Raw genomic sequence first — 23,833 nt, forward strand, 5'->3', positions numbered from 1 at the left:
GAGCGGCTCGGTAGGGGCCGTCAGGAGGGGTCGGGCGCGAAGTGATCGAAGCCGCGCTCGACGATCTTCGTCGATCGTCCCTCGGCATCCACGAGCACGACGCCCGGCTCTCCTGCGACACACCGACCGATGCGGGTGAAGCCGGGCAGCGCTCCCACACCTGGCCCTGCGACCAGCAGCGCATAGTCCTCGCCACCTTGCAGGGCGAGTTCGAGCGGATCGGCGTCGAGCAGCGCCGCCGCCTCTTGCAGTGCTGGCGTGAGCAGCGCCGAGGCCTGTACCTCCGCGCCGATCCTGCTGGCCCGGGTGAGGTGGCCGAGGTCGGAAGCGAGACCGTCGGACACGTCGATGGCCGCCCGCGCCACGCCACGCGCGGTGAGCCCAGCGGCGATGCGCGCGCGGGGTCGACGAAAGGCGAGGATCGCTTCCTCGTGGGCCGGGTTCTGCTGGAGCAAGAGGCGCAGTCCGGCCGCCGAGAGCCCCACGGGCCCGGCGATGGCGAGCTCATCGCCCGCGCGCGCCCCGTCACGCCGCAGGGGGGATGCCGCGGCTCCGAGCGCGGTGGTGGTGATCGACAGCTCCATTCCTCGCGCCAGGTTGCCGCCGATGAGCGGCGCCCCCACCTCGTCACAGGCGGCGCGCTGGCCTCGGACCAGGGCCTCCACATCCGCGTCACTCACCTCGCGGGGGAGAATCAGGGCGGCGAGCAAGCCGAGAGGTCGGGCCCCCATGGCGGCCAGGTCGCTCGCTGCGGCCATCGTCGCGCGGTAGCCGGCGTCCTCCAGCGTCATCAGGTCGCGGCGAAAGTGGATGCCTTCGACGGCGCTGTCGATGGTCCACACGAGCGGCTCGTCGACCGGCGCGAGCGCGGCCGCGTCGTCTCCGATGCCGAGGAGCACCTGCTCCGACGAGGCCACGCCCTCGCCGAGAAGACGCTGGATGATCTCGATGCGCGCGAACTCGGAGCCCGGCGTCGGCGCGTGACGGCTCACTGGAGGATGCGCGCGGTGGGGATCTGGATGCTGCTCGCGGGGGAGACTCCGCTGCCGGCGGTGGGCAAGGTGACCACGAAGACCGCTCCGCGCGGGTGGTTCTCTTCGATGCGGATCGAGCCGCGGTGGGCCTCGATGAGCCGCTTCACGATCGACAGGCCGAGCCCGGTCCCGCCGTGCTCCCGCGTCGAGCTCTGATCGATCTGGTAGAAGGGATCGAACACCTTCATCCGCTGGCTCTCGGGGATGCCGATGCCGGTGTCGGCGACGCGGATCTCGATCTCGCTGCGCAGGGGGGCGACCAGGATCAGGCCCGGCAGCTCGTCCGGATCTTCGACCAGCCCGCGGGCGTTCAAGGTGACACGGCCACCCGGCTCGGTGAACTTCACCGCGTTCTCGAGCAGGTTGATGAACACCTGCCGCAGCCGATCGCCATCTCCCAGGATGGCAGGCAGATCGGGTTCGCACGTCACCCGCAGTTCGACGCCCTTCTTGCCGGCGGTCGGCGCGATCGTGGAGGCCGCCTCCGAGAGCACCTCGTGGATCGTCACGTCGGCTCGCCGGATGGCGAGGGTGCCGCTCTCGAGCTTCGACAGGTCGAGCAAGCTCATGATCAGGCCGAGGAGCTGATCGCTCTTCGTCCGGATCGTCTGCACGAACTCGCGCTGCTCGACGTTGAGGGGCCCGCCGATCCCCTCGGCCAGCATCTCGCTGTACCCCATGATCGAGGTGAGCGGTGTCCGCAGCTCGTGCGAGACCGTTGCCAGGAAGCTCGACTTCAACCGATCCAGCTCCTGCAAGCGCTCGTAGGCCGCCCTGAGTTCGGCGTTCTTCTCGGTGAGCTCTCGGTAGCTCTCGCGGATGGAGGCCACGTGCATCGTGGAGGTGAGCAGCGCCCGGTGCCCGCTGAACAGAATCGAGTCGAGCACCGCGCGGAGGTGCTCCGCCGCGTGGTCGAGCTGCAGCTCGGTCATCCGCGGTAGTGGCGCGGACGAGGTCGAGTCGATCGGGAGGTAGGGGCCCAGGACGATCTGCCCGATGACCCGCTGGTCGTACTCGATGGGCTGCGTCCGGTACTGCGCGCCACCCGGCTCCCCGGGCGCGCTGCCAGTCGATTTGGCGAGCACAGCGCCGTTCGCCGCCAGGATGCGCAGCGGGACCCCGAAGACCTTGTGGAAGGAGGTGACGAGTTCTCCCAGCGCCTCCTGGTCCACCAGATCGGCGAGGGCCAGCGGACCAATGCCGATCCAACCCACGTCGGGCGCTGCCGCCGGGGGGGGAAGGGTGATCGCCGCCTCTTCGCTTTCAGGTGCTGCTTCCGTGCCTGCGCTCTGCGTCACCGAGGCCTCCGCGGGCCCCGAGGGCGCATCCTCCGCACCCTCGTCAGCCCCGCCGTCGCTGTCGCGCCTCATCGGACAATCCGTGCGCTCCGATCGAAGTTACCGCCCATGCGCTTCGCCAGGATGTCGGCCACCGGGCCGGTCACCCCGAGCTGTCGTGCCGCGCTCGCGAGCAGATCATCGCCCGAGATCGACATCCGTTTCGAGAGCTGATTCTTGTTGTCGAGCTTCTCCCACGTGAGGTGAAGCAGACCCATGAACGTCTCTACAGTCCCGATGCCGCGGGTGGCGATCGCCTTGTAGACCGGCTCTCGGCCACGCGCGGCGAGCTTTTCCAGCTCGTCGTCGCTGCGGATCTCGTGCTCTGGCAGGTCACGCTTGTTGAACTGGATGACCAGCGCCATCTCGGACAGGTCCTGCCCGTTCTCCTCCAGGTTCTCGCGGAGATCGAAGAACGAGTCGGCGTTGCTCTGGGTGGCCGCGATGCGCGAGTCCGCGATGAGCGCCACCCCGTCCGCCTTCTTCAACACCAGCCGTCGGGTCGCCGCGTGCATGGGCTGCCCGGGGACCGTGAACAGCTTGATGCGCAGCGAGACGTCGCCGTCCTTGGACCGGAAGGTCAGTGGCAGGAGATCGAAAAACAGCGTTCGATCATCCTGCGTGTTCAGCGTCATCAGCCTGCCGCGGGCGTCGGCGCCCGCGGCGCTGTGCAGCGCTTCGAGGTTCGTCGTCTTACCACTGAGCGCAGGGCCGTAATAGACGAGCTTGATCTGCACCTCGCGGGCCGTGAAATCGAGCTCCACGTCCGCATCATCTCACGGTGCGGGGCCCCGAAGCCAGACGGCTTCTGCGGGCCAGGCGTGAATCGATGGGCGCCAGGGCTCACTCCCCGAGCAGGCCAGGCACCGCCGGCGTCGGCACTTCCGGGGGCGGCGCTGCGGCCGCCGGCGTCCAGAGGCTGCTCCGGAGCGACTCCAGGCGGCTCAGCACCCCTCCCAGGGCCTCGGCCTGCTTGTCGCAGTCGACCAGCGCCTGCTCGTTGCCCGGCTGCGCCTTCGAGCGGTCGTCACGGGCCGACTTCAGGACCTCGATGACCTCCCGGTGGAGTTCCTCGCCTGCCGTGACCACCCAGGCATCCAGCCGTGACGCGAACTCCTGGATCATCTCGTCGAGCTTCGGCCCGATCCGGGTCGCTGCCTCCTTGAGTGCCTCGGGGGCCAGCTCCTTCGCCTTCTTGCGGGTCTCCGCCTCGACCTTGTCCCGCACGTAGATCGCCAGCACCGGCGCCGCGAGCGTGAGCAATCCACCGAGCAGCGCGTTCGTGAACATCACCCCCACGCCGATGGTGAGCAGCGCGAACACCCCGACGTCGTAGCGGAACGTGTCCACCTCCACGTTGGGCGCCCGGAGGTCCATGCCCAGCGTGTCGCCCAGCCGCCTGGCCACGTCGCGCGCGTCCTCGCGCACCAGCGCGATGGTCTTCTCGGCGAGCGCTTCCAGCGCGTCGGCGATCTCCTTGGTCTCGGACTGCGCCCACTCCGTCAGCGTCTTCTCCAGGAACGCCCCCAGGTGGACCTTCACCTCGTCCGCTTTCGCCTCGTCGATGATCTTCGGCAGTTGCCGCCCCACATCGTCCACGAAGCGCTCCAGATCGCGCTTCACCCACGCCCGGATGGCCGCGACTTCCTCCCGGATGCCGCTCCTCCGCTCCTCGATCGTCCGCGTCTGGCCCGCCAGGTCCTTCTCCAGCAGGTCGATGCGGCGGCTCAGCTCTTCCTGGGTCATCTGCACGGCGCGCCGCCGCGCATCCAGGCCCTTCCGGAGGAGCTGCGCCCCACCGAGCCCCTCGCCCAGCGCGTTGTCGAGCAGGATCCGGCCCCGCTCCTCCGCGAGGAACGTCGTCAGGTGCCCGAGCAGCTCGGGCATTCCGCTCAGCTCGACCTTCCCCTCCAGCGACCGCTCTGCCGACACCGGGAACACCACCGGCACCTTCACCAGCCGCGCGAGCTCCCCCCGGATGTACGAGAGCGCCTCGGCCTCTTCGTCCTCGTCCCAGATGTCGCGCTTCGTCACCACGAAGATGATCTTGTCGCGCGACTGCCCGAGCAGCTTCTCCTGCAAGAAGACCCGCTCGCTCTCCTTGAGCGGCTGCCCCGCGTCGAGCAGGAACAGCACCGCGTCCGAGCGCGGGATGTAGCTGTAGGTGATGTCTGCGCGCTGCAGCGACAGGTCGTTCACCCCTGGCGTGTCCACCAGGACGACCCGCTCCTTGAGCAGATCGGCCGGGTAGTACACCTCGAGGTGCTTCACCTCCTCGTGGCCCTCACCCGCCGCCCCGTGCGCGCCTTCGTGCCCGCCTCCGTGCGCGGCCTTCTCCCCGCCCACCGTGAACGACCGCACCTCCTCGAAGGGCACCGGCGCTCGCTTGCCTGAGGTGTAGACCACCTCGGCCCGCGCCTCGGGGGCGTACTCCAGGTGGTGGATCACCGCCGTGGTCGGCGTCACGCCCGAGGGCAGCACCGGCTTGCCCAGCAGCGCATTCACGAACGTGCTCTTACCGTGGTTGAACTCGCCCACCACCACCAGGTGGAAGCGATCCTCTTCGAGCTTCTGCACCAGCTCCGAGCGGATCCGCTCGGCCAGGCTGCGCGCGCCGATGGCCTCGCCGAAGCCCACGAGATCACGGAGTGCGCCGATGACGTCAGCCCTGCGGCTGTGGAAGGATTCGAGCATGGGGGTTCCTCGCCGGGTGGCCCTGAGCGTGAGCGATCAGTCCCAGATCTTGATGATCTCGTGCACCTTGGTGTCGACTTCCTGCATCGCGATGCCGCCGCCGCCGATCCCGGCGTGCCTGCGGTACAGCTCGCTCTCGGCGAACGCACGGAGCGCCAGCACCCGCTTCGGCAGCCACGGGTGGCTTTCCCGCAGCTCTGCGTAGCGGCCCACGCTCGCCTGCGCCTCCTCGTATTGCGACACGAACGCTTCCACGTTCAGCTCGTCGTGCAGCTTGATCGAGCCCAGCGCCAGCCGCGTGAAGCTCCGCGTCGCCACGTCCAGGTTCTTCGCGCACAGGAGCCCGGCCCGATCGCAGGTGATCTCCGCGCTCCGCGACCAGCTCGACAGCGCCAGGAGCGCCGGCTCCACGAGCCACTTTGCGAACGACGACGCCATCTGCGTCAGCAGGTACATCGCCGTCAGGTACACCACGTGGCTGTTGTGGATGTGCCCGCACTCGTGCCCGAGCACGTAGAGCAGCTCGTCGTCCGAGAACTGATCCACGAGCGCCGAGTGGACCATGATGAACGAATCGTCGTTGGTCCCGTACGTCGACGCGTTCATGTACGGGTTGTTCACGATGTACAGGGTGGGCGTCGAGATCCCCAGCGTGTCCGCGCACTGCTGCGCCAGCCGGTGCATCCGCGGGAACTGGTTCGGACCCACCTTGATGCTGTGGCCCAGAAGCGGCGCCTTCCCCGTCGACCGCAAGAGCCGCACCGCCGCGGTGACCGCGTGCTCCACGGGCTTCGCCTTCGCGATCGCCGCCCGCGTCTTCATATCGTAGGCGTAGGCGTAGGCCGTCGCCCCCCCTTCGCCCATGGCGGCGGAGAGCTCGGTGCGCCCCTCGACAAAGGCCTTGAAATCGAGCGTCCCGACCTGTGCCATTCAGCGAAGGTAATGGGTGCCAGGCAGCGGTGCAACCTCGGGGGCCTCGTGTACCGCCCGCCCTGCTGGCGCGAGTAGCCGGGTCAGACCTTCCGGCCCGAGGCGTTCCACCGCAGCGAGGCGCGCGAGGAACCGCCGGTAGTCCCGGTACTGACGACCTGCCGGGCGCAGCTCGTAGTCCGTGAGCCGAGTGACCGCGAACCGCACCGCCGCCACCCGGGCCTCATGCAACAACCGCCCCCGCTCCTCCTCCCCGAGCGTCCGCACCGACGCATACCCCTCTCCCAGAGCCTGGACGAGCGACTCGTCCAGAGCATCCCCGAAGCACCAGGCCAGCGCCGTCACCGCCAGGTCGAACGCCGCGTGCCCCCGTGACGCGCTCTCGAAGTCGAGCACCCCGGCGATCTCGCCGCCCTGCCAGAGCACATTGTCCCGGAACAGATCGCCGTGGATCACCACCCCCGCCTTTCCCCCCAGGGCCTCGGCCTCCGACGCCAGCGACGTCACGAGCGCCGTCAGCGCCTCCGCATCCGCCCGCACCGCCGGGGTGAGCGCCTCCGCGCCAGCGCCACGCACCCCCTCCAGCCGCTGGGCGAGCGCCTCCAGGCCGAACCGGCTCTCCGACACCCCCTCGGCCCCCCTCGCCCCCGCCACATGCACGCGCGCCAGCGCCACGCCCACCTTCCGGGTCACCTCGGTGGTCACCCGCGCCTGACAGAGGACCTCCCCCGCCACCCACGGCATCACCGCCACCGGCTTCCCCGCGTGCATCGCCAGCGCCTCGCCGGGCGCGTCGGGCGCACCGCCCGTGCCTTGCCCATCACACCGACGAAACGGGCATGGCGTCGGCACCCCGCCTGCCGCCATCGCCTCGATCAGCGCCACGTCCCGCGCCGCCCCCGCGACATCCTGCTCCTCGTAGATCCTCAGAAACGCGGCGCCCCCGCCCTCCAGCGCCAGCCTGAAGTTCGAGTTCACGCTCCCGGCCAGCAGGCCCTCCACCCCCACCACGGACAGCCCGTAGAGCGCCCCCAGCGCCCGCGCCTCATCGCCCGACAAGGGCGTCAGCATCGCCATCGGCCCAGCGTACCCGAAGGGGCTCGCCAGCGGGCTCGGCGTGCTTATCATTTGCGGGCACGGTCCGGGGACCGCGAGCGCCACCCACGGCGCCCCCGACCCCGCCCTCCGGCAGCGCTGAACTCCACCGAATGCCTACCCTTTACGGAAACACCACAGGTCTCAGCCCCAACGCCACCAAGCTCCTGGAGCGCATCTACCGACGCAAGGTCCCGCTCCACGTCATCGCCACCCCCGAGCTCATCAGGGCGCTCGCGGAGGCCTCCCACGAGACGGGCCGCCAGGTCGGCGCCCTCGTCCATCGCTCGGGCGAGATCGACTACGTCATCGTCGGCGACGCCACGCGCCTCATGCTGCCCGACATCGGCCGCCTCCGCGCCGCCCAGGGCCGCTTCCGCGCGCTCCGCCTCGTCCACACCCACCTCTGGAACGAGCCGCTCACCCGCGACGACTTCGTCGACCTCGTGCGCCTGCGCCTCGACCTCGTCGCGGCCATCCAGCTCAACCCGGGCGGCGAGCCGCGCACCCTGCACTACGCCTACAACACCCCCGCCCGCGAGACGGCCCCGGACGACGACGCCCCCGCCGAGCACCTCCCGTACACCGCGGTCGGCCCCGTTCTCATCGGCCGCGTCGACGTCGACTTCGGCGGCCTCATGCAGGCCCTCGAAGACGAGTTCAACAAGCACAGCCGCACCCGCTCCGTCACCGGCAAGGACGGCCGCGCCCTCCTCGTCCACGTCTCCGAGAAGACCAAGCACGGCGCCCTCGCCCGAGCCGAAGAAAGCCTCCGCGAACTCGCCGAACTCGCCGCCACCGCCGGCGTCGAGGTCGCCGACAACGTCCTTCAGCTCCGCGAGCGCATCGACGCACGCCACGTCATGGGCAAGGGCAAGCTCGACGAGGTCCTCCTCCGCGCCGCCGAGCTCGACGTCGAGACCCTGGTCTTCGACCGCAACCTCACCCCCTCGCAGGCCTCGGCCATCGCCAAGCACACCGACCTCAAGGTCATCGACCGGACCCAGCTCATCCTCGACATCTTCGCCCAGCGCGCCGAGTCCCGGGACGGCAAGCTCCAGGTCGAGCTGGCCCAGCTCAAGTATGCCCTCCCGCGCCTCGCGCAGAAGGACGACTCCCTCTCCCGCCTCACCGGCGGCATCGGCGGGCGCGGCCCTGGCGAGACCAAGCTCGAGATCGGACGCCGTCGCGCCAAGGAGCGCGTCTCCTTCCTCGAAGACCAGCTCAAGCGCCTCTCTCGCCAGCGCGAGCAGCGCCGGCGCCGCCGCACCCGTCAGCGCGTCCCCGTCGTGTCCATCGTCGGCTATACCAACGCTGGCAAGAGCACCCTGCTCAACACCCTCACCGGCGCCGAGGTCCTCGCCGAAGACAAGCTCTTCGCCACCCTCGACCCGCGCTCACGGCGCCTCCGCTTCCCCGAGGAGCGCGAGGTCGTCCTCACCGACACCGTGGGCTTCATCCGCGAGCTGCCCCCCGACCTCTTCGCCGCCTTCCGCGCCACCTTCGAGGAAGCCGCCGACGCCGACCTTCTCCTCCACGTCGTCGACGCCAGCGATCCGGCCCGCGACCAGCACATCGAGACCACCGAGGCCCTCCTCACGGAACTCGACCTCATCAAGCTCCCCCGCATCCTGGTCTTCAACAAGGTCGACCGCGTCGACCGCGAAGAAGCCCGCTGGCTACAGCAAGGATCTCCAGGGGCCGTCCTCCTCTCCGCCACCCAGCGAGAGACCGCGCATCCCCTTCTCTTGCGCATCGCCGAGCACCTGAAGAGCCGCTGGGAAGAGGCCGCCCTCGTGCCCACGTACGTGGCTGCCGCCGACGACGAGCTGGCCGACGACGGCGATCACGGAGCGAGCGGCGATGGGGACCAGGCGCCGCACGAGGACCCCGTGCTCCACGGCGATGGCGACGGTGACGCACCCTGGTCCGAGGCGACCGAAGAAGGCACCTCGCTCACCACGCTCGCCGAACTCGGCGCCCGCCCTCGCCGCACCGTCCTTCGCATCTGACCGAGCGCCGCTGGCCCGAGCCAGCCCTCCGCGCTCACTCCCCCACCCAGGCCCCATCCCCCCCTGGGGCCTGATCACGTGCCTTTTTCAGGGCACCACGTACACGACGCCCGTCATCCCCATCTGCGCGTGCGGCACGCAGTAGTAGGGGTACGTCCCTGCGTCGTCCAGGGTGACCGCCTTCGAGTTCCCCGAGTTGGTCACCGTCGCGAACGGGCCCGTCGTCGCCGGCTCTCCCGACCCATTCTCCACCACGCCGCCCTGCAGCGGATGGTTCTGGAAGCTTCCGGTGAAGGTGACGACGGTCCCGACCGACACCGTCACGCACTTCGGGCTGTACACCTGCCCGAGGCCCCCACCGAACGCGACGCTCACGGCTGCCTCGCCGGTCCGATCCTCTGCCGTCTCGGGCGCGCAGCCGTTCACCGCGCTCGCGCCGCCACCCTCACCGCCCGCGCCGCCCTCACCACTGGTGCCGCCTTCACCGCCGGCACCGCCGGTCCCACCCGCGCCGCCCGCGTTGGTGTCGGTGGTGGTGGTCGTCGTCGTCGTCCCGCCACCCGCGCCGCCGCCGCCGCCGGTATTGCTCGACCCATCGTCATCCGAGCAACCCACGCTGGCCATGGCCATCACCAGCAGTCCAGCGGCACCGAGCAAGCCCAAGCGATTCTGAAGCTTCATCGACGTTCTCTCCTGTCCTCGATCTCAGCACGGCCCCGCAGCGCTTCTGCGCTTTGCGAGATCGTCGCTGCTTTGCGACCCACACCAGCGCTCACAACCACGCTGGCCGTTCGGCCGCAAGCTACCGGAGAGCAGGAACACGGGTCCAGTCTGCTGCAGAGACGGCGGCGCCACCGACCGACGATTCCCTTCGTCGTCTCCCTCGACGACCGATCCCCGACGTCGGCTGCGCCCGCGAGCAAGCTCGTGCGTCTGCCGCAGCGACGAGCGAGCCCCTACTTCCCCCCGCTGCCCCCGTCGCCCTTTCCCCCGTCGCCCCCCTCGCCCCCTTCACCGCTGCCGCCCTCACCGCCGAGGCCACCGCTGCCCCCCTGACCCCCGGAGCCCCCATGGCCCCCGAGCGTGCCCGTGGTCGTGGTGCTCGACGGCCCGCTCGTCGCGACGAACTCGTAGTCGTTCACACCCGAGATGGCGTTGCACCCCACCACCAGCGCCGGCGAGAGCCACACCGCAACCAACCCGATCGTCGAGAGCTGCACCGAAGAACCTTCCACGGCGACTGTACCGGAGAGCCGGCGCATCCCGCCAGCAAACCGCCGCCTCAGAGGCAGACCTCTGCGCATGCCGTGCGCGAGCACGCCACCACGCGCTCGTAGGCCTCCACGCCCGCCTCGAAGATCTCCCGGCACCCTGTCTCTCCGAGCAGACAGTCCTCCTCGCAGACCTGCTCCCCGCCGCACGACTGCATGCACAGCAGCGAGCACTCCAGCAGCTGCGCGCAGTCGGCATCGTCCTCGCACCGCGCCGCGTCCTCCTCGCACGACGCCTCGACGGCGCACGCCACACAGCCCGTGCAGTCGTCGAAGCGCTCCGCGCAGGGCGCGCCCCCTCCCTGGCCCCCCGACCCCCCTCGACCCCCGTCCCCGCCCGCGCCGGAGGGCGTCACCTCCCCCGAGGAGACGAACTCGAAGTCGTTCACGCCCGAGAGCGCGTTGCACCCCATGGCAACCCACCCCATGAGGAGCGCGGCGTGGCGCAAGATGCTCGAGAGCCGCACCCCCCGACGTTACCGCACCTCGATGGCCGCCTCGACGGCGACCGCCTCAGGGACGCAGCACGTGCGGCAGCAACCACGCCGGATTCCCTGGCACCACCGGCGTGGCCGCGTCCCGGGGACCTGCCGCGTGTTCCATCGGTGCGGGCTGCGCGGCGGCTCCTCCCGTGCTCCCGCGCCGCGCCCCGGGCCGCTTCGACCGCTCTCCCCCGGCCGACTTCCCGTCCAGCCCCTTGCCCGCACTCCTGGCGTCCGCCACGTCCGCCTCGTGCCCCTCGCTGCGGACCTCTGCGCTCTCCGCGCCCGCCTCCGGCCCGCGCCGCGCCGTGTCCTCCACGCCGACGTTCCCTGAGGTCTCGGTCGCAGCCCCCACGGGGACGTCGGCCACGCCGTCTGCTGCGACCTCCGTCGCGACCTCTACCGCGACCTCGGCCGCCTCGCCCCCCTCGTCCCCGGCCTTCACGCCCGCCGCGCCCGCCTCACCCGAAGCTTCCCTGCGCCCCGGCTCCTTCCGATCGCCCTCCCCCGCCAGCACCGCCACCTTCACCAGCGCCGAGCGCCGCTCCACCGGCGGGACCCCGTGTAACGTCGTCTCTGCCGACGCGCCGTGACCTCCCTCCGAGCCGGCGCCGCGCGCCACCTCTCCCGGCGGCGCCTGGCCTGGCCTGTCCAGCGCGTGCACCTTCATCAGCGCGATCCCTCCCCCCAGCGAGATCAGCAGCACGCTCGCGAACGTACCCAGCACCACCGGCGACAACCCCCTGGCCGCGGGCCGTTGCGACGCCCCGAGCCCGGCCCCCACCAGCGTCCCTGGTGTCGGCGAGTCCACCGCGGCCCGTGGCGCGTGCTCGCTCGCGGGCAGCAGCTCCGCCACCGACCCCGACCGGTCTGCCCACCCCGCCTCGTCGAAGCACAGCCCGCGCGGCGACTCCGGCGGACTCACCGTGATGTCGTCCATCCCCCAGCTTCCCGACCCACCCACGCGCGTGCTCACCGGCCCGTGCCCTGCGATCGCCCGCAGATCATCGAGCATCGCCCGCACCGACTGGAACCGCTTCTCCCGAGCGCGCGAGAGCCCCTTCTCGAAGAACAGATCGATCATCGGCGGCAGATCCGGCGCCAGATCCGTCGCCTTCGGGACCCCTTCCACCAGGATCTTCGCCATCACCGTCCCGAGCTGCTCACCGGGGAACGGCAGCACCCCCGTCAGCGCGCGGAACAAGATCACCGACAGCGACCACAGATCGCTCCGGTAGTCGATGTCCGCATCCCCCCGCACCTGCTCCGGGCTCATGTAGTGCGGCGACCCCAGCAGTTCCCCGGGCCGCGTCGCCTCGCCCGCGATGCTGCTCCCGGGCACCTTCACGATCCCGAAGTCGAGCACCTTCACGATCTCCTCGTCCTCGAAGCGGGCGATGAAGATGTTGCAAGGCTTCAGATCCCGATGCACCAGCCCCGCCTCGTGGGCGCGCCGCAGCGCCCTGCCGATCTGCGTGAGCAGCTGCACCGCCGTCGACAGCGGCACCCGCCCGACCGACTGCAGCCGCGTCCCCAGATCTTCCCCCTGGAGCAGCTCCATCACCAGGTACGGCATCTCCGCGTCGAACCCGTAGTCGTGCACATGGACCACGTGCGGGCTCTGAAGGTTGGCGGCGATGCGCGCCTCTCGCTCGAACCGGGCCAGAAGCGCGGGCGACGTCGCGTACGACGCGTACATGAACTTCACGGCGACGGGAGAGGCGAGGTGGACGTGGCGTGCCAGCCACACCGCCCCCATACCACCCCGAGAAAGAGGCTTCTCCAGGCGGTATTTGCCCCCCACGACGACCCCCGCCGCCACCTGCATGATCCTTCCCTCCGCAGCCAGGAAGCTGGCGGTCGGCAAGGGCGAGCGCCACCGCAAAGCAGCGACATCCGCCACCGTACGCGCTGATTCCGGCACCTCTCATGAGGCCAGGGCGGACCTCCCGCGCAGCGTCTCGCGCGGGCGGAACCTCCCCCCACGACGTCCGATCACACCACACGCCCGAGGCGCATCTCCGCCTCAGCGCTTCAGCCCCACCGCCCCGCGCTTCGCACCTCGCGCGCCCGCGTCTTGCTGCGCGAGGCGGCCCTGCGCATGCGCGAGCCCGCTCTGCAGCGTGCCGTGGGTGACGACGCGACCGAGATCCACCTCGAGGTGCACCAGCGTCTTCGCGATCTCCGGACCGATCCCCACCAGCGCGCACGCGCAACCGAGCAGCTCCACGGCCTTCACGGCCTTCACGATGTAGTGGGCGATCGCCGTATCGATGATGGGCACACCGGTCAGATCGAGGAGCAGGAACCGCGCCTGATCCCGCGCCACCGACTCCATCAGGTTCTCCAGCGCCAGCGCTGCGCGCAGGTGGCTGATCTCCCCGATCACCGGCATGAGCAGGATCCCCTCCCAGATCTGCAAGACCGGCATCGCCATGCGATCGATCAGCGTCGCTTGCGCATCGATCGTCGCCTGCTGCTTCAGGTGATCGGCCTCGAGCCGCTCCGCCTCCTGGAGCCGCTCCTTCATCCTCGTCACGTCGGTGATGATCCCGCAGAGCCCGGCGACCTCGCCTGCTTCGTCCCGCAGCGGGAACTTCCGCGTCCAGATCGTCCTCAGCGCCCCTTCGGCGTTCGTCACCACCTCCTCGTTCTCGTCCGGCGCACCCGAGGCGAACACCCGATCGTCGTGCTCCCAGAAGACCGTCGCCTCCTCCGCCGGGTGGTAGTCCGGATCGCTGCGCCCGAGGAGCTCCTCGGCCTCGCGCCCGTGCAGCCCGCAGTAGGCCTCGTTCACCGCGATCCAGCGGTGCTGTCGGTCCTTGACGAAGATGGGATCCGGGATGGTGTCGATGACCCGCTGCAAGAACTCGGCGGGCCCCCAGGTCGCATGGTCGAGAAACCGACGTAGGGCGGGCATGGAACTGTTCTTACCGGTCCCCGCGCAAGGGGGCGCGGCAAATCCGGTGAGCCGCCATGGCTTGGTGGACGGCATCACCCATGCTGCGTCTGCGGCGCGCGGGTTGCCGTCGACGACATCCCCGCGCGCTCCCTACACGGCGTCGAGCACGACCGCCGCGACGCCGATCGACCTCACCGCGCCTGTGCGGGACGTCGCGCGTGACCGCGGATCAGTTGCCGCACAGGTTGCCCTCGTCACACGAGAGAGGGCAGACGTCGCAGACGACGCACCCCGAGAGGTTGTCGTAGTCGGTCTCTCCCTCGGGGTAGGTGTCGTAGCAGTCATCGATGCAGGCGTCGTCCTCGCAGTCGTTGACGCAGGTGTTGAGCGACGCACACGACGTGTTGTTGGTGCACGCCGTGACGAACGCCGCGCAGGGACCGGTGAGCGCGCAGAGCCCGCACCCCTCGTCGGGCGAGCAGACCATGGTCTCGTCATCGGTACACGTGTTCGTGGTGGTCGTGGTCGTCGTCGTGGTCGTCGTGCCCGTGGTGGTGATGGTGGTCGTCGTCGTGGTCCCCGGCGTCGGGTCCTCGTCACCATCGCTCCCGCTTCCCACGATCACACACGCCGCGCTGCTGAGCATGATGGCCGTCAGCGCCACCGCTGCGAACCCAGTTCCACGATTCTCGTTCTTCATCTCGTCTCTTCCTTTCTGCCGCACCAGCCGTCTCTCTCTCCAGCGCAGCCAGGAGGCCCGACCCTCATGCGGCGTCGTGCTCCTCGTCGCGACCCACCAGACTGGAATCACGTGCCGTGAGCAGGGCTCCGAGCATACCCGAGAACCTCGCATCCCACGCGCAGGAACACGCCCTGAAGTGTGCTTTCTCCCCTCGCCATGGTGCGCTCGATGTCGTCTCTCGCATCACAACCGTTGCATGCGGCGTGAGCACGCGAAACGGTGGAGCAGGAAACAGTCATCGTGCAGGCACGGACACGACGATGACGCCGTCCGCACCCCTTGCGCAAGCGGCACGGCGATACGGCACACGGCGATACGGCACACGACGACACGCCATGGCAGCGGCGTCATGCACTGCTCCGCTCGCTCCCCGCTACGGCGCCTGCACCTGCACCTGCGCCTGCGCCTGCGCCTGCACCTGCGCCTGCGCCTGCGCCTGACGTCGTGCTTCACCTCATGTCACGGAGCGCAAGCCGCCTGGTTGTCGGCATCGCAGGCGAGAGGACACACGTCGCAGACGACGCACAGCGCGATGTCCTCATAGGCGGACTCACCGTCGGGAAGGCCCTCGTAGCAGTCGTCGATGCACCCGTCGTCGTTGCATGCGTTGATGCAGCTGTTGAGCGCTGCACACGACAGGTCGTTGAGGCACGCAGCGACGTAGGACGCGCAAGGCCCGTTGACTGCACAGAGCCCGCACGCTTCCGTGGGCGAACACGCCAGGTTGCCGGCATCGAAGCATTCCCCCGACGTGGTCGTGGTCGTCCCGGGGTCCGTCCAGGTGGTGGTCGTCGACGTCCCTGGCGTGGTCGTCGTCCACGTGGGGGTGCTCGTGGTCGTGCTCGTCCCTGGGGTCGAGGTGTCGCCTCCATCCCCCTTCTCCACGACGATCATGCACGTCGCGCTGCTGAGCACGATCGCGGCCCACCCGACCACCGCAAACCCGCTCCCTCGATGCTCGAAGCTCATCCGTTTCTCCCTTTCTGCGGACCCGACTCCTGCGGAACCCGACGGCCCTTCCTGCCAGCGCCGCCAGGGAGCCGACCCCCTCACGCCGTGTCGTGCTCCTCGCCGCAGCCTTTCAGACGGAATCCGCGCCCCATGCAGGCGCCGAGCATACCCGAGCCCCTCGCTTCCACGCGCGCGAACACACCGTGAAGGAGAGCTCTCCTCGCTCCGATCGCGGCGCGACATCGCCACTCGTCGCGATCGACACGAGAAGAGCGAACGAGCGAAACGCTGGAGCAGAAACAAATTCCGTGCAGGCGTAAAAGCTCGCATCCATCGGCTGCACCATCGCGCCGCCCTGCGGTGAGCCTCGAAGCCTGCTGCACGAACCTCTGGACCCTCTCTCGCCGCCAGAACCTCTTTCGTCAGCGACACGCCCCGTCGTCAGCGACTCGACGCGTCGCCTTCACCCCTCACCCCCCACCGCCTGCTCCTCCAGACCCGCTTGCCCCTCCAGCGCCGCTTGCTCCTGCAGCGTCCGGACACGTGGGATCGCAGCTTCCCATGCAACAGACATTCATCCCACTCGACCCGCAGGGCGTGCCATCGGGAGCGGGTTTCACACCACAGGCATTCGCATTGCACACGGCGACACGGCACGTCATCTGCGTCGTGCAGTGGCTGTCCTGGATGCAACCCACGCAGTTCCCTGCGTAGCAGACGCGGTTGGAGGGACAGGAGACTCCGTTTGGTCGCGGAGTGAAGGTGGGCGTCATCCCGACGCAGCTGTCTGCCGTGCACGGGTTGCCGTCATCCGGTGTCTCCCCAGGTGCCGCCACGACCACAGCCTGCCCCGCTCCGTTGCACTCGATCTTCCTGCAGTCCGTCGGGCTGTCATTGCTCACCGGCGTTCCGCTGGGCTTCGGGATGCCGATGCATTCGTAATTCTCACAGCGCGGCACCATGCACTCGTTCATCTGCTGACACTGCTCATCTCGCGCACAGCCGGTGCACGTACCGCTCACGCAACGCAGGCTCTGCTCCACCCCGCATTCGCTGCCATCGGCCTCGGCGACATGGCGCGGCACGCCGTTGACGCAGCTGTCGACCGTGCAATCGTTCCCGTCGTCGGGAACATCCTCGTCGTTCGCCTTCGAGATCGGCACACCCGCAGGGCCACAGACCACGTCCTGGCAGTCCCCGACTGGCGTCCCCACGACCGGCGTGCCCTCCGCGGCGAACGTCACGCGGCACGCCCCATCCACACACTGGTACGTCGCGCACGCCGTATCGGCGCTACAGGTGCAGACGCCGCTTCCGCCAGCGCCCCCCTGCCCACCAGCGCCTCCTCTTCCGCCCGTCCCGCTCGCGTCGCCGCCTGGAGGTGGCCCCTCCACCCGCTCGTAGTCCCCGTAGGACGAGAGCAGCGTGCAGGCCATCCCCGTGCTCATCACCGCGATCCAGCCCAGCAGCGCGATCCGGCCGACCATCGTTCCATGCTCCATCAGAACGTCCCCTCCACGCCCATCCAGCCTGGCGAGACGCGCAGCGCCACCGCGGGTCGCCCGTCACTCTTCGCAGGCCACAGCAGCAGTCCGACGCCGACCCCCGCTGCCACGCCTGCCACCACGAAGCTCACCGTGGACACGGCTCCCAGCGCGCCTGCCCGATCGTGGTGTTCCCCCCCGGCCCCGTCGTAGCACCTGAAGTCGAGGCACTCCTTCTCCATCGAGGCCGTCGCTCCCAGGGAGAGCGCCCCCGTCACGGCCCCCACCCCCACCGCGACCCCGGCCAGGCCAAAGGCGCCGACCGCCGGCAGCACGTTGCGTCTCGACGACCGAACGGCGCCGCTCTCCTCCGGCTCATCCACCACCGGCGTCCCGCGCTCCGACCCGGCTTCTGGCGTCGAGTGCGGCGAGCGCGTGGAGGACGGCGCCAGAAGCCGCAGCGTGATCACGTGCCGGCGCCCCTCCTGGAGCGTCACCTTCTGCGTCACCGAGGCGCGACCTGGCGCCGTGGCGGTCACCGTGTGGATCCCCGGGTCCAGCACCACCACACGTCGCTCCGACGCACGACCATCGATCACCAGCCGCACCTGGTCCGCCGGCGCCCCGGTCACGCTCACCTGCAACGACGGCAACCGAGGCAGCAGCGCCTCCAGCTCGACCTTCGCCTGTTCCTGCGTCTCGAAGAACGCCCTCGGCGCATAGAGCGCGAGCTTCTCGTCCACCACCCGCAGGTAGTGTCGCCGGGCCTCTCGCAGACGACCGATCCTCGCATTGGCCTGCGCGAGCTTCAGCAAGATCGTCGGCGCCGGGTACTTCGCGTGCGCTTCCTCGAAGGCGCGGATGGCCTCCTCGAACCGGCCTGCCTCGAAGTGCTCGAACCCTCGATCGGCGCTCGCCCGCGCCTCCTCCTTGGCCTGGTCGAGCGCGTCCAGCGACGCCTGCGTGGACTGCGCGTTCGCCTCCGAGCCACCCAGCCAGGCGCCGAGCAGCATGACCATCGTGGACCCCAGCGTGACCAATCCAGATCGCATCGTCGCTCCCTCGCTCCACCGAGGCCACCTCTTCGCCCCTCGACGCTGGCCCCGTGACCCGCTCACCCCTTCAAGGTGCACAAGCTGGTTCGTTGGCCGCTCGACAGGCGAGTGGACAGACCTCGCAGAAAACGCATCGCAGGAGGGTCTCGTAGGGGGCGACGCCACCCGGATGAGCCAGGTAACAAGCGTCAGGGCATCCGTCGTCCCCTGCGGGGCACTCGTTGAGACAGTCGTTGAGCGCGACGCACTCCGCGTCATTGATGCAGGCCAGGAGCTGCGTGTGGCACACCTCCGTGATCGCGCAGCTGGCACAGGGGTCCGTGAAGGTGCACTCCTGATCTGCGCCGTCCTGACACCGGCTCGTGGGCGTCGTCGTCGGTGTCGTCGTCATGGAGGTCGTCGTCGTGGAGGTCGTCGTCGTGGAGGTCGTCGTCGTGCCCGAAGAGCCATCCTCCTCCGCATGATCGACCACCACGATCGCGCACGCCGTGCTCCCGAGCGCGAGCGCGAGCCACCCGGCCACCGCAAACCCACCCCCCTGAACGCCCAGCGTCATCCGCGCCTCACCCTCGCATGTACCGAACCCACTTTCCCCGGCCGTCGACCCACCAGGGCTGCTCAGGTCGAGCCTAACGTCGTTTGCGACGATGTGTCGCCTTCTCTGAACGATCCCACCGTCGATCCACCGAGCGCAGAGCGTCGAGCGCCGAGAGGGGTCACGGCAGCGTGACGTCACGAGCGGTGGTCAGGTCGTCAGCAGAGACGGCCTCCTCTCCGCGCACTTCGCTCGCTCATCGAGCGTTCGCTCCAGCGAGGTGGCCTTGACGCCACCGTTCGTGGGGGGGCGCGCTGTCGCTCGATCCTAGGGGACGATGAACAGCGCCCCCGTCATGCCACCCAGCGCATGCGGGACGCAGTAGTAGGGATAGGTTCCGGTGAAGTTCAGGCTGATGATCCGTGACGTCCCCGAGTTCGTCACGTTGGCGAACGGGCCGGTGGTTGCCGGTACGCGCGTCCCGTTCTCGACGACACCCCCTTGCAGCGGATGCCCGGAGAAGCTGCCGCTGATGGTGAGTTCCGTGCCCTGTGACACCTTGAGGCATCTCGGGACGTAGTTGCTCCCATGCACGCCACCGAACTCGATGGTCACTGTCGACATGAGCGTCCAGTCCAGGGCGTTGTCGAGATCGCAGCCGTTCACTTCAGCCACGCATACGCTGCCGTGACACATGCCGCTCGAGCACTCGGCATCGCTACCGCAGGGGTCGCCGAGGCCACCACTGGAACCACCGCCCGATCCGCCATCGCCACCGGAGCCCCCAGCACCACCGGAGCCCCCAGCACCACCGGAGCCCCCAGCACCACCGGAGCCCCCAGCACCGCCCGATCCGCCATCGCCACCGGAGCCTCCAGTGCCTCCAGCGCCAGTGCCTCCAGCGCCAGCGCCTCCAGCGCCTCCCATTCCACCCGCACCTCCAGAGCCCCCCACGGAGGTCGACGATGGGCTCTCTGCACCACTCCCGCCGGCGCTCGCGTCGGCGTCTCCAGGGGCCAGCGCGTTCAACCGCTCATACTCATCGAGCCCCAGCAGACCCGTGCATCCTCCGCTCCCCACGCTCACCAGCAGCCATCCGGTGACGACGACCCCTCTGGCACCTCTCGTCCTCCCCATCAGAACCTCCCCTGCAGACCGATCCAGCCCGGCGCCACGCGCACCCCTGCTTGCACCTGCGGCTTCTCCCCGGCGGGCCAGAGCAGCAACGTCACCCCCGCCGCCGCGGCCACGCCCCCCACCACGAAACCCACCGTCGCGATCGTCCCCAGCGTGCTCGCGCGATCGTAGGCGTCACCTCCCGCATCGTCGAAGCAGCGGCCTCCGACACATTCCTCGTCGAGCTGACCCGCAGCGCCCATCGCGAGCACCCCGGTCACCGTCCCCACCCCCAACCCGATCGCCGCGAGCCCGAACGCCCCGAGCGCCGGCGTCACGAAGCCCCTTCTCCCCTCCGGACTCGTCGACACGGGCGACGACGCTTGGTGGGTCACCGAGTTCGTCTCCGCCGACGAAACACCCGCAGGTGGCGCTGGCGCCTTCAACGCCAGCACGACCCGCTCCTTCGCCCTCTCGGCGAGGTCGAGCGTCTGCGTCACCGTCACCCGGCCTGGCGCAGCCGCCGTCACCGTGTGCTCGCCCGGGTTCATCGCCTGCACGCCAGCCTGCGCGGCACGCCCGTCCACCAGCACCGAGATCCGATCCGCCGGGGCGCCCGTCACCACCACCTCGACCCTCGGGATGCGCGGCGTCAGCGCCTCGATCCCCGCCTTTGCTTGCGCTTGCGCATCGAAGAACACCTTGGGGGCGTAGTGGGTGAGCTGCTCGTCGAGCACCCGCTGATACGAAGCCCGTGCCTCGATCAGCCGACCCAGGTTCTCCTGCGCCTGCGCGATCTTCACGATGAACGTGGGCGCCTGGTAGGCCCGGTGAGCCTCCTCGAACGACCGGATCGCCTCCTCGTACTGCTCCGCGGTGAACTGCTCCATGCCCCGCTCCGCGGAGGCCTTCGCCGTGGCCTTTGCTTGCTCGATGGCTTCGAGCGACGCCGGTTGCGCGTGCGCGGGGGGCGCGAGGCCGACCGCGAAGAACGCTGCCTGAACGGTCAATCCCACCGTGATCCATCGTGCGCGCATCCTCATCTCCTTCGTGACCCGACCTCGGCGTTCTGGGCTACCGATCAGAACCAGGGCGTCGTGGTGCCTGCTTCGCGAGGCTTCGATCCCTTCGACCCCTCCGCCTTCGACGGCGTCGCGCCGCCGGAAGGCTTCGCTCCACCCGCCGTGGTCGTGCTCCGCTCGATGGGCAGCGAGCTGGCTGCCCCCGGAGCGCGGACGGTGCTGGCGGGCGTCGCCGGCATGGGCGACGGTGCCGCGCTCCCGGATGCCGCAGGCCCTGCTGACGACAGCGGCCCTGCCAAGGTCGCGGGCGAGCCAGCACTCGTCGAAGGCGCCACCTCCACCGCTGGCGTCGGAGAAGGCGCGGTCGGCTGGGCTTCGCCGGCAGATGCCGCCGGAACGGGGTCTGCTACCCCCTCCGCGCTGGGTGCCGGTATCGCCTCCGCCGCGCTGGATGCCGGTGTCGCCTCGAGCGTCGGCGTCTCCGTGACGTCCGACATCAAAGCGTAGGGATCGACGCCCAGCGATCGCAGCACGAAGACCCCCAGCACGGCCACGATGGCGATGCCCACGAGCGCGCCTCCTGCGGCCACCGCGATGACGCCGGTGGCCCTTTGTGGCGACGCTCCCGACGCTCCATCGCCCGTGGTGCTCTTCAACGTGCTCGACGTCCCTGGAGACGCTCCCGGCCATGGGCCCTCTCGCAGCGCCCCTGGGGATGAGCCGCTCGGCGAAGCCTCGGGCGCTCGAAGCGATGAACCGCTCTGCGAAGCCTGGCCAGCTTGCAGCGACGAACCACTCGGTGACGCGACCCCGGCGTCCGCGCTCCCGCCGCTCGGCGTCATGCCCCACGCTGGGGACATCGGCCCTGGCGTGGCTGCCACCTCGTTCGTGTACGAATGGATGGACGACCGCTCCGCACCGCGCGGGCTCGCCGGCCCCGTCCCGGCGATCGACCGCAGCTCGTCGAGCATCTGCACCACCGACTGCATGCGCGTCGCCCGGTCTCGCGATAGCGCCCTCGCGAAGAACCCATCGAGCGCTGGTGGCAGATCGGGCGCGAACCGCGTCGCTTGCGGGAGCGGATCGACCAGGATCCTTCCCATCACCGTGCCGAGCTGATCCCCCGGGAACGGCAGCACCCCCGTGAGCATCCGGAACGTGATGACCCCCAGCGCCCAGAGATCGCTCCGGAGATCCACGTCGGCCTCGCCGCGCACCTGCTCCGGACTCATGTAGTGGGGCGAGCCCAGCACCTCTCCTGGACGCGTCAGCTCCCCCTGCATCTGCCCCGTCCCCTCTTTCACGATGCCGAAGTCGAGGACCTTCGCGACCTCCTCGTCCTCCACGACCGAAAGGAAGATGTTCCCCGGCTTCAGATCCCGGTGCACCAGACCGGCTTCGTGCGCGCGGCGGATCGCCTTCGCCACCTGACCGAGAACGTGCACCGTCTGCGCGAGCGACAGGCGACCGACGCGCGCCAGCCGGGTCCCGAGGTCCTCGCCCTGGAGCAGCTCCATCACCAGGTAAGGGACACCCTCGTCGATCCCGTAGTCCTGCACGTTGACGACGTGCGGACTCTGCAAGTTGGCTGCGATCCGCGCCTCCCGCTCGAAGCGCGCGACGAACGCTGGCGACGCGGCGAGCGTCGGATCCATGAACTTCATGGCCACCGGCGACCCGAGGTGGACATGACGGGCCAGCCAGACGGCGCCCATCCCACCCCGGGAGAGAGGCCGCTCTAAGCGGTACTTGATGCCAACGATGGCGCCGGGCGTGATGTGCATCGCCGAGTCCTCGTCAGGCGAAATCGCCTGAGATCAATCGTCGACGACCTTAAGGGAGCGACGCCGGGAGGGCCCACTTCACAGCGGAAGACCTCCTCTCCCTTTCTTGCGGCTCGGCAGCCTCCTGGCTTCGTGCAGCGCGGCAGCCTCTTGCCTTCGTGCAGCTCGGCAGCCTCGTGGGCGCCCAGCAGCTCGCCCTCAGAACGTCCCCTGCACGCCCACCCACGCGGGCGACACGTGCAGCGCCGCCTTCGGCTCCGCCGCCGTGGTGCTCGGCCACAGCAGCAGCGTCGCGCCGGCCACCGTGGCCGCGCTGGCGACGACGAAGCTCACCGTCGACACCGCCCCCAGCGTCCTGGCCCGATCGTACGTCGCTCCCCCTGCATCGTCGTAACACCGAGCGCCGACGCACTCTCCCCCGAGTGACTCGGTCGCGTTCAGCGACATCTCCCCCGTCACGGCGCAGACCACCGCGGCCACACCGGCGAGCCCGAAGGCCCCGAGCGCCGGGATCAGGTACGGCCGCGACGAACGCTCCGTTGCAGCAGACGGTGGCGCCGCAGGCGGTGCAGGCGCAGGCGATGGCAGCGCGTGGGGTGCTGGCCCGAGCGTCGCTTCCGGCGCCGCCAGCGCCAGGGTCACCTGCACGCGCTCCCCTTCGGCCAGCGTGAGGGATCGACGCACCCCTTCTCGACCCGGCGCCGTCGCTTGCAGCGCATGCTCCCCGGGGTTCAGCCGCACGACCCCCGCGCTCGCCGCCTTCCCGTCCACGAGCAGCGTCACCTCGTCCGCGGGCGCGCCGCTCACCGCCACCTCCACCACCGGGATGCGCGCGTCGAGCGCCTCCAGATCCACCTTCGCGCGCACCTGCGCCTCGTAGAACTCCTTCGGCGCGTAGTGGGTGAGCTGCTCGTCGATCACCTGCTGGTAGTGCGCCCGGGCCTCGACCAGGCGCCCGAGCTTCTCGCTCGCCTGCGCGATCATCAGCAGCAGCGTTGGCGCCCGGTACCGCTCGTACGCCGCCGAGAACGCCGCGATGGCCTCCTCGTGACGACCCGCCTCGAAGTGCTCGAACCCCTGATCCGCGAAGCTCCGCGCCGAGCGCTTGGCCTGCTCGAGCGCCTCCACCGTCTCCACGCTCGGCTGCCCCTCTGCGACGGACACGAGCGAGAGCACCCCGAGCTGGAGCAACGCCGCGACGACGACGGACCCTCTGACCATCTCTCCCTCGATCCCGCGCCTGAAGCTGGCGCCTTCGATCTTGCGCCCAGCTCGGCGCCTCTCGCCCTCGTCCCTGAGCGCGACGGCCCGTGCACGCCCGGACACGACCTTACGCGAGCGCGTCCACCGCGGTCCACTGCGCGAGCGCCACCTCTCCGGCGCCCGC

22 protein-coding genes are annotated in these 23,833 nt (G+C 69.8%); 1 reads left to right on the forward strand and 21 read right to left on the reverse strand.

The window, feature by feature from the left end; genetic code table 11:
• Positions 1 to 20 precede the first annotated feature (20 nt).
• From thiL to CMC5_RS07405, 6 genes are all read right to left on the reverse strand, one after another.
• Entirely contained in the window at positions 21 to 992 is a 972-nt protein-coding gene (gene thiL, locus CMC5_RS07380; protein WP_050429741.1) for a thiamine-phosphate kinase, read from the reverse strand.
• Positions 989 to 2,404, reverse strand: coding sequence for a sensor histidine kinase (locus CMC5_RS07385; protein WP_050429742.1), 1,416 nt, complete (start codon positions 2,402 to 2,404; stop codon positions 989 to 991). The genes thiL and CMC5_RS07385 overlap by 4 nt, the downstream gene beginning before the upstream one ends.
• Positions 2,401 to 3,135, reverse strand: a complete 735-nt coding sequence (locus CMC5_RS07390; protein ID WP_050429743.1) for a GTP-binding protein — start codon at positions 3,133 to 3,135, stop codon at positions 2,401 to 2,403. The genes CMC5_RS07385 and CMC5_RS07390 overlap by 4 nt, the downstream gene beginning before the upstream one ends.
• A gap of 79 nt (positions 3,136 to 3,214) precedes the next feature.
• Positions 3,215 to 5,065, reverse strand: coding sequence for a dynamin family protein (locus CMC5_RS07395; protein ID WP_082362308.1), 1,851 nt, complete (start codon positions 5,063 to 5,065; stop codon positions 3,215 to 3,217).
• A gap of 36 nt (positions 5,066 to 5,101) precedes the next feature.
• Positions 5,102 to 5,995 carry a M48 family metallopeptidase gene (locus CMC5_RS07400; protein ID WP_050429744.1) on the reverse strand — a complete coding sequence of 298 codons (894 nt, stop codon included), beginning with the start codon at positions 5,993 to 5,995 and terminating at the stop codon, positions 5,102 to 5,104.
• Complete coding sequence (locus CMC5_RS07405; RefSeq protein ID WP_063796233.1) at positions 5,996 to 7,072, reverse strand: homoserine kinase; 1,077 nt, start codon at positions 7,070 to 7,072, stop codon at positions 5,996 to 5,998.
• Between the two features lie 131 nt (positions 7,073 to 7,203).
• On the opposite strand from CMC5_RS07405, the gene hflX reads away from it, so the two are divergent.
• Positions 7,204 to 9,102 (forward strand): GTPase HflX, encoded by a 1,899-nt coding sequence (hflX, locus tag CMC5_RS07410; protein WP_082362309.1) that lies wholly within the window; start codon positions 7,204 to 7,206, stop codon positions 9,100 to 9,102.
• A gap of 87 nt (positions 9,103 to 9,189) precedes the next feature.
• Here the strand turns inward: hflX and CMC5_RS07415 are convergent, their stop codons facing one another.
• From CMC5_RS07415 to CMC5_RS07490, 15 genes are all read right to left on the reverse strand, one after another.
• A complete protein-coding gene (locus tag CMC5_RS07415) occupies positions 9,190 to 9,783 on the reverse strand; it encodes a cupredoxin domain-containing protein (RefSeq protein ID WP_050429745.1) in 594 nt (197 codons plus the stop codon).
• A 275-nt stretch (positions 9,784 to 10,058) separates the two neighbouring features.
• Complete coding sequence (locus tag CMC5_RS07420) at positions 10,059 to 10,322, reverse strand: hypothetical protein (protein WP_063796234.1); 264 nt, start codon at positions 10,320 to 10,322, stop codon at positions 10,059 to 10,061.
• Between the two features lie 62 nt (positions 10,323 to 10,384).
• On the reverse strand, positions 10,385 to 10,840 hold the full coding sequence (locus CMC5_RS07425; RefSeq protein ID WP_050429746.1) for a hypothetical protein: 456 nt from the start codon (positions 10,838 to 10,840) through the stop codon (positions 10,385 to 10,387).
• Between the two features lie 46 nt (positions 10,841 to 10,886).
• Positions 10,887 to 12,722 (reverse strand): serine/threonine-protein kinase, encoded by a 1,836-nt coding sequence (locus CMC5_RS46850; protein WP_245678337.1) that lies wholly within the window; start codon positions 12,720 to 12,722, stop codon positions 10,887 to 10,889.
• Between the two features lie 159 nt (positions 12,723 to 12,881).
• Positions 12,882 to 13,775: a PAS domain-containing protein gene (locus tag CMC5_RS07435; protein WP_050429748.1), complete on the reverse strand. Its 894-nt coding sequence runs from the start codon at positions 13,773 to 13,775 to the stop codon at positions 12,882 to 12,884.
• Positions 13,776 to 13,986: 211 nt separating this feature from the next.
• Positions 13,987 to 14,457 (reverse strand): hypothetical protein, encoded by a 471-nt coding sequence (locus CMC5_RS46395; protein WP_050429749.1) that lies wholly within the window; start codon positions 14,455 to 14,457, stop codon positions 13,987 to 13,989.
• Between the two features lie 501 nt (positions 14,458 to 14,958).
• A complete protein-coding gene (locus CMC5_RS46400) occupies positions 14,959 to 15,468 on the reverse strand; it encodes a hypothetical protein (protein ID WP_050429750.1) in 510 nt (169 codons plus the stop codon).
• Positions 15,469 to 15,920: 452 nt separating this feature from the next.
• Complete coding sequence (locus CMC5_RS07455; protein ID WP_156338317.1) at positions 15,921 to 16,937, reverse strand: hypothetical protein; 1,017 nt, start codon at positions 16,935 to 16,937, stop codon at positions 15,921 to 15,923.
• Positions 16,938 to 16,951: 14 nt separating this feature from the next.
• The gene (locus tag CMC5_RS07460; protein ID WP_156338319.1) at positions 16,952 to 17,986 is read right to left on the reverse strand and encodes a tetratricopeptide repeat protein; all 1,035 of its coding nucleotides are present in this window, start codon (positions 17,984 to 17,986) and stop codon (positions 16,952 to 16,954) included.
• A gap of 70 nt (positions 17,987 to 18,056) precedes the next feature.
• Complete coding sequence (locus CMC5_RS46405; protein WP_050429754.1) at positions 18,057 to 18,545, reverse strand: hypothetical protein; 489 nt, start codon at positions 18,543 to 18,545, stop codon at positions 18,057 to 18,059.
• Positions 18,546 to 18,851: 306 nt separating this feature from the next.
• Complete coding sequence (locus CMC5_RS07470; RefSeq protein WP_156338321.1) at positions 18,852 to 19,199, reverse strand: plastocyanin/azurin family copper-binding protein; 348 nt, start codon at positions 19,197 to 19,199, stop codon at positions 18,852 to 18,854.
• Positions 19,187 to 19,462, reverse strand: coding sequence for a hypothetical protein (locus CMC5_RS07475; protein ID WP_156338323.1), 276 nt, complete (start codon positions 19,460 to 19,462; stop codon positions 19,187 to 19,189). Before CMC5_RS07475 ends, CMC5_RS07470 begins: the two co-directional genes overlap by 13 nt.
• 198 nt (positions 19,463 to 19,660) lie before the next feature.
• Entirely contained in the window at positions 19,661 to 20,677 is a 1,017-nt protein-coding gene (locus CMC5_RS07480) for a tetratricopeptide repeat protein (protein WP_050429757.1), read from the reverse strand.
• Positions 20,678 to 20,721: 44 nt separating this feature from the next.
• Positions 20,722 to 22,446: a serine/threonine-protein kinase gene (locus CMC5_RS07485; RefSeq protein ID WP_050429758.1), complete on the reverse strand. Its 1,725-nt coding sequence runs from the start codon at positions 22,444 to 22,446 to the stop codon at positions 20,722 to 20,724.
• A 198-nt stretch (positions 22,447 to 22,644) separates the two neighbouring features.
• Entirely contained in the window at positions 22,645 to 23,667 is a 1,023-nt protein-coding gene (locus CMC5_RS07490; protein WP_156338325.1) for a tol-pal system YbgF family protein, read from the reverse strand.
• Between the last annotated feature and the right edge of the window lie 166 nt (positions 23,668 to 23,833).

The sequence above is a fragment of the Chondromyces crocatus genome, assembly GCF_001189295.1.
Classification (GTDB): domain Bacteria; phylum Myxococcota_A; class Polyangia; order Polyangiales; family Polyangiaceae; genus Chondromyces; species Chondromyces crocatus.

Coding starts and splice junctions, on each gene's coding strand:
- CMC5_RS07385 (WP_050429742.1), bottom strand. CDS start 2,404: ATGAGGCGCGACAGCGACGGCGGGGCTGACGAGGGTGCGGAGGATGCG.
- CMC5_RS07395 (WP_082362308.1), bottom strand. CDS start 5,065: ATGCTCGAATCCTTCCACAGCCGCAGGGCTGACGTCATCGGCGCACTC.
- CMC5_RS07400 (WP_050429744.1), bottom strand. CDS start 5,995: ATGGCACAGGTCGGGACGCTCGATTTCAAGGCCTTTGTCGAGGGGCGC.
- CMC5_RS07405 (WP_063796233.1), bottom strand. CDS start 7,072: ATGGCGATGCTGACGCCCTTGTCGGGCGATGAGGCGCGGGCGCTGGGG.
- hflX (WP_082362309.1), top strand. CDS start 7,204: ATGCCTACCCTTTACGGAAACACCACAGGTCTCAGCCCCAACGCCACC.
- CMC5_RS07415 (WP_050429745.1), bottom strand. CDS start 9,783: ATGAAGCTTCAGAATCGCTTGGGCTTGCTCGGTGCCGCTGGACTGCTG.
- CMC5_RS07435 (WP_050429748.1), bottom strand. CDS start 13,775: ATGCCCGCCCTACGTCGGTTTCTCGACCATGCGACCTGGGGGCCCGCC.
- CMC5_RS46395 (WP_050429749.1), bottom strand. CDS start 14,457: ATGAAGAACGAGAATCGTGGAACTGGGTTCGCAGCGGTGGCGCTGACG.
- CMC5_RS46400 (WP_050429750.1), bottom strand. CDS start 15,468: ATGAGCTTCGAGCATCGAGGGAGCGGGTTTGCGGTGGTCGGGTGGGCC.
- CMC5_RS07455 (WP_156338317.1), bottom strand. CDS start 16,937: ATGGTCGGCCGGATCGCGCTGCTGGGCTGGATCGCGGTGATGAGCACG.
- CMC5_RS07460 (WP_156338319.1), bottom strand. CDS start 17,986: ATGCGATCTGGATTGGTCACGCTGGGGTCCACGATGGTCATGCTGCTC.
- CMC5_RS46405 (WP_050429754.1), bottom strand. CDS start 18,545: ATGACGCTGGGCGTTCAGGGGGGTGGGTTTGCGGTGGCCGGGTGGCTC.
- CMC5_RS07480 (WP_050429757.1), bottom strand. CDS start 20,677: ATGCGCGCACGATGGATCACGGTGGGATTGACCGTTCAGGCAGCGTTC.
- CMC5_RS07485 (WP_050429758.1), bottom strand. CDS start 22,446: ATGCACATCACGCCCGGCGCCATCGTTGGCATCAAGTACCGCTTAGAG.
- CMC5_RS07490 (WP_156338325.1), bottom strand. CDS start 23,667: ATGGTCAGAGGGTCCGTCGTCGTCGCGGCGTTGCTCCAGCTCGGGGTG.